Annotated in this window: 8 protein-coding genes; all 8 read left to right on the top strand. The window is 45.6% G+C overall.

Annotated elements, in window-relative coordinates; all coding sequences use genetic code 11:
- On the top strand, positions 1-265 hold a 265-nt coding region (locus tag DXD65_RS21210), incomplete at its 5' end, for a hypothetical protein (protein ID WP_233556115.1).
- Between the two features lie 456 nt (positions 266-721).
- Positions 722-1282 carry a phosphoribosyltransferase gene (locus tag DXD65_RS04320; RefSeq protein WP_008664684.1) on the top strand — a complete coding sequence of 187 codons (561 nt, stop codon included), beginning with the start codon at positions 722-724 and terminating at the stop codon, positions 1280-1282.
- Positions 1283-1301: 19 nt separating this feature from the next.
- Complete coding sequence (locus tag DXD65_RS04315; RefSeq protein ID WP_005828993.1) at positions 1302-1892, top strand: RadC family protein; 591 nt, start codon at positions 1302-1304, stop codon at positions 1890-1892.
- Between the two features lie 204 nt (positions 1893-2096).
- A complete protein-coding gene (locus tag DXD65_RS04310; RefSeq protein ID WP_005828998.1) occupies positions 2097-2333 on the top strand; it encodes a DUF4160 domain-containing protein in 237 nt (78 codons plus the stop codon).
- A gap of 33 nt (positions 2334-2366) precedes the next feature.
- Complete coding sequence (locus DXD65_RS04305; RefSeq protein ID WP_005828999.1) at positions 2367-2774, top strand: DUF2442 domain-containing protein; 408 nt, start codon at positions 2367-2369, stop codon at positions 2772-2774.
- A 315-nt stretch (positions 2775-3089) separates the two neighbouring features.
- Positions 3090-3365 carry a hypothetical protein gene (locus DXD65_RS04300; protein ID WP_008664689.1) on the top strand — a complete coding sequence of 92 codons (276 nt, stop codon included), beginning with the start codon at positions 3090-3092 and terminating at the stop codon, positions 3363-3365.
- Positions 3362-3568 (top strand): hypothetical protein, encoded by a 207-nt coding sequence (locus tag DXD65_RS04295; protein WP_005829002.1) that lies wholly within the window; start codon positions 3362-3364, stop codon positions 3566-3568. Before DXD65_RS04300 ends, DXD65_RS04295 begins: the two co-directional genes overlap by 4 nt.
- Entirely contained in the window at positions 3565-3810 is a 246-nt protein-coding gene (locus DXD65_RS04290; RefSeq protein ID WP_005829004.1) for a hypothetical protein, read from the top strand. The genes DXD65_RS04295 and DXD65_RS04290 overlap by 4 nt, the downstream gene beginning before the upstream one ends.
- Positions 3811-3931: the final 121 nt, after the last annotated feature.

Genomic DNA, 3931 nt, shown 5'->3' with positions numbered 1-3931 from the left:
TCCTATGGCGGCGCACTTTTCAATTGGAATATTGGCGCACTTTTCAATTAGTATCTACACGTTTTTGGATAGGGCGCGGTCGGCAGAAACTTCCGTTTCTGTTTCCATTCGGATGGAAAGCGGGGTATTCTGTATTCATTATCAAAGAAGTATATTTATTATAACATTCATTAACAAAGAGCACGGCGCGCGCAAAATCCGTACTGAAGGAACAGGCAGGCAAATCTATTTCCTCCAGTACGGATTTTGCGCGTCTCAGCGGTAAGTAGCGGCAGCTACTTGCGTTTGTCCGCATCCATGCAGGTAGACCCGGTCTTTTCCGTTTCAATAGCTAAGGTAGAGACCGTAGAGCGGTAAGCGTTCCGCTTGGCGTGCCTCCGTTTCTTTTCCGCAACTCCTTTTCATTTCCTGCATCTCTGTATGCGGTCAGGTAGTCTTTTGAGTCCGCAAATGTAGGGCACCGGTCTGACAAACAAGGTCGGGCGTTGTCCGCTAAAAAATCTCCAGCCCTACGGGTAGTATTCAAGCCTTCGGTTTTAGTCGGAACCTTGCGGAATGTCATCCTCGGCACCTCAATTATTGCGGCATCAAAAGGCAACCATACCGCACGTCATACAGACACGCCGGAATAAAAAAAAAGTCGTTCTGGGAAACGGAGAAAATTAAAAAAGGCTCCACCCGACGACTCCAGAAATCCAGAATAAATTAAAAACTTACAGTTATGGCAGCAAAAAGAAACATCCCCGAAGCATGGAAAAATCAATGGTCTAAATTCATGTTTAACTTCTTTGATTACTTGCCTACCAAGTACGAGGCTAACAAACGGGAGTGGTCTATCCGCAGGATGATATGGGATTTTAAGGACGGGAAGCGCAGTGCGTCTGTGGCAGAACTTGTAGCGAAGAAGATGCGCGAGCAGTTCGGTGCGGAGGTTTGCAACGTGACGTTGGTCTGCATACCAGCCAGTAGCGGAGAGAAGAACGAAATCAGATACAAGGCTTTTGCCGAAGAGGTGGCACGGCTGACGGGGTGCAGGAATGCGTACAAAGCAATTACCATTGAGGGTGGACGGCTTGCCATCCATGAGACGAAAGCGGCCAAGACGGTGCAGACGGTGGAGGTCATCAAGTTTGACAAGCGTTTTTTCAAGGGTAAGAAATGCCTTGTATTCGATGATATACTGACGCAGGGGCATAGTTACGCACGGTTTGCGTGTGCACTTGAAACGCTTGGGGCAGAGGTTTTGGGAGGCTATTTCTTAGGCAAGACAATTCTTTTATAACAATTTAATCCATACAATTATGAATACTCTTTTTGATAACGATTGCCGCTACATGAGCGACAGCGAACTGATTTACGAAATCAGCAACAACAGACAGATTGTTTCGGACATCGAACGCAGCAACGAAGTGATAGACCTTGAAAAATTGTTTTCCTCTTTGACTCCTGGACGCAGGAGGGTAGCCGTGGCAGCCGTGGAGATGTACAAGAGACAACTGTCGCAGCAGGTGGAACGTAGGCAAATAAGGATGAGCAAAGACGTATACGAACTGATGGAGCCGTTGATAGGAGATTTGCCGAATGAGGAATTTTGGGTAGTGTCGATAAACCAAGCCGGACGGATTATCAAGAAAGTACGCATATCGGTAGGCGGTATTGACCAGACTTCAGCGGATATAAGACTGATTATGCGCGTGCTGATTGATACGGGGGCGGTGCAGTTCGCAGCGGTGCACAACCATCCGAGTGGCAACAGCCGACCGAGCAATGAGGACAAGAGGCTGACGGAGCAACTTAAAAAGGCGGCAGGGTTATTCAATATTAGGATGATAGACCATGTGATTATAACGAATGGTGGATATTACAGTTTTGGCGATGAGGGGCTGATTTGACGGAGGGGTGCAGGGCGCACCCATTCCGTTTGCTCGCATGCTCGCAAACGAAATGGGGCCCGAAAAGCGGAATGACTGGTCGTGTTACCGTTCCTTCAACCACGGAGGGGATTTTTACTTATGGTAATAAAATAATTACCCTATTCTTTGTGGGTAATAAAATAATTACCTATCTTTGCAGAGTAATCAAAAACAGATAACGATATGCCAACAATTTTAATTTTATTCGGTTTGAAGTTTAGAATTTATGTACGTGACCACGAACCGGTGCATGTACATGTACTCAGTCAAGACGGTGAAGCCAAGTTCCAGGTAGGTGATGAAATCCGGTTGATGGTCAATAAAGGAATGAAGCCCAAAGACATAAAACTGGCTGAGTCTATTATTGAAGAGAACAAAGAGTTGATTATTACAGAATGGGTTAAGATATACGGCAAATAAGCCGTATATCTCTATACATAGAAAGGAGTGATTATGGTAGCGAAAAAAGTTTGGTTCGAAGGTGAACGAATCTACATCGAAACTGATGACGGTCGTACGTTGTGGCAGTCAATCTTGTATTATCAAAGATTGAGGAATGCCACCAAAGAGCAGCGCGAGGATTATGAGCTGGGAGCTTTCGGCATTCACTGGGAAGAGATTGACGAGGATGTTTCTTACGAGAGCTTTGAATATGATGATCCAGAACCGGCAGGTATCTCCCGCTTGTTCCTTACACACCCGGAGATAAACGCTTCGGCTGTTGCCCGACGGATGGGGATGCAGCAGAGTTTGTTGGCACAGTATATACGGGGAATTAAACGTCCCTCAAAAGAACGGGAGCAGGCGATATTGAATACGGTGCGTGAAATCGGAAAGGAATTGAGCGGTATTTCAATTTAAAAAGAGAAGCGGAGCAAAAAACTCCGCTTTTCTTTTGTTGTTTCAAAAGAAACTCTCATCTTTGCAGTGCTAAACAGTTACGGTCACACCGTATCGCAGAGCGCGGTCAATGCTCAATGAATTTCAGTGGGCTTTTTTTATGCCCATACATTAACCATTTTACTGACGTCAGTAAAATGATACATACGAAATAGGCGGCTGCCTTTCCCATTACACTTTTGCTCTACGAGCGGAATCTGTAACTGTTTAGCGACACGGGAAATGGCAGCCGTTCTTCTTTTAAGAAAATTGCCTAAAATGCTAAACAGTTACAGTATGAAAAATCAAACATCCGGTGCGCTTATCGCACCAGAACCCGCAGGGATTCGTGTATCCGAGAACTTGAAAGCTCTGAATGAGCAAGTATCCAACATCCAATGCCGCTACTACCGCGTCCTGGCTCCCGATTGCGAAATAAAGACCGAAGCCGATTGCTGGTACTTCCGTGCCATTGTCTGGGCATGTGCCGCGATGGTGTTCCCTCCCCTACTGGCGGCAGCCGCGTTGTGTGTTTATAAGGCAAAGAAGTGCCGGAAAGGGGGTGAGGCATGAGCAAACATAAAAAAATCAGCGAAGATGGCATATTTGTAACGAGCCAACGCAGTCATTCAGCTACCAACACCGATGAATATAGTTATATGTTGTCGTATGGTGGTAATTATATAGCTTGCGATATGTCTGCCGATGAGTTACGTGAAATCATTTCCTGCATGCAAAATGCCCTAAAGGCTAATGGGGAAGGAGGTGAGAAATGAATACCGAAATCAATAACATCGTATTGACCTCCTCCATCAGCGAAACCATCTCGATTTTACAAAATGGCGTTGCCAGTGCTTGTTGCAATACCATAGATAGAGCTACCGGATTAATCCTGGACTTGAAAGTCGACAATGAAGTTAGTGCTGATGACATTATATCCGTAATAAGTGATTTACGCATTGTGTCATCCATGATAAGAAGCTTGACTCCGGAAGAAGAGAAAGGAGGCGCACAATGAGCAAGAAGATAGGATTCCGTTCTTATCAAAACGACGAAGAACCGGACAAACAAGACGAATTGGAGAAGCAACAAGCCGAGCGGCAGAAAGCCATAGCAAACTTCATCGGCCAGAACTATTC

This window comes from Bacteroides sp. 4_1_36, assembly GCF_003466325.1.
Lineage (GTDB): Bacteria > Bacteroidota > Bacteroidia > Bacteroidales > Bacteroidaceae > Bacteroides > Bacteroides uniformis.
This window is presented reverse-complemented; position numbering and strand designations above follow the sequence as displayed.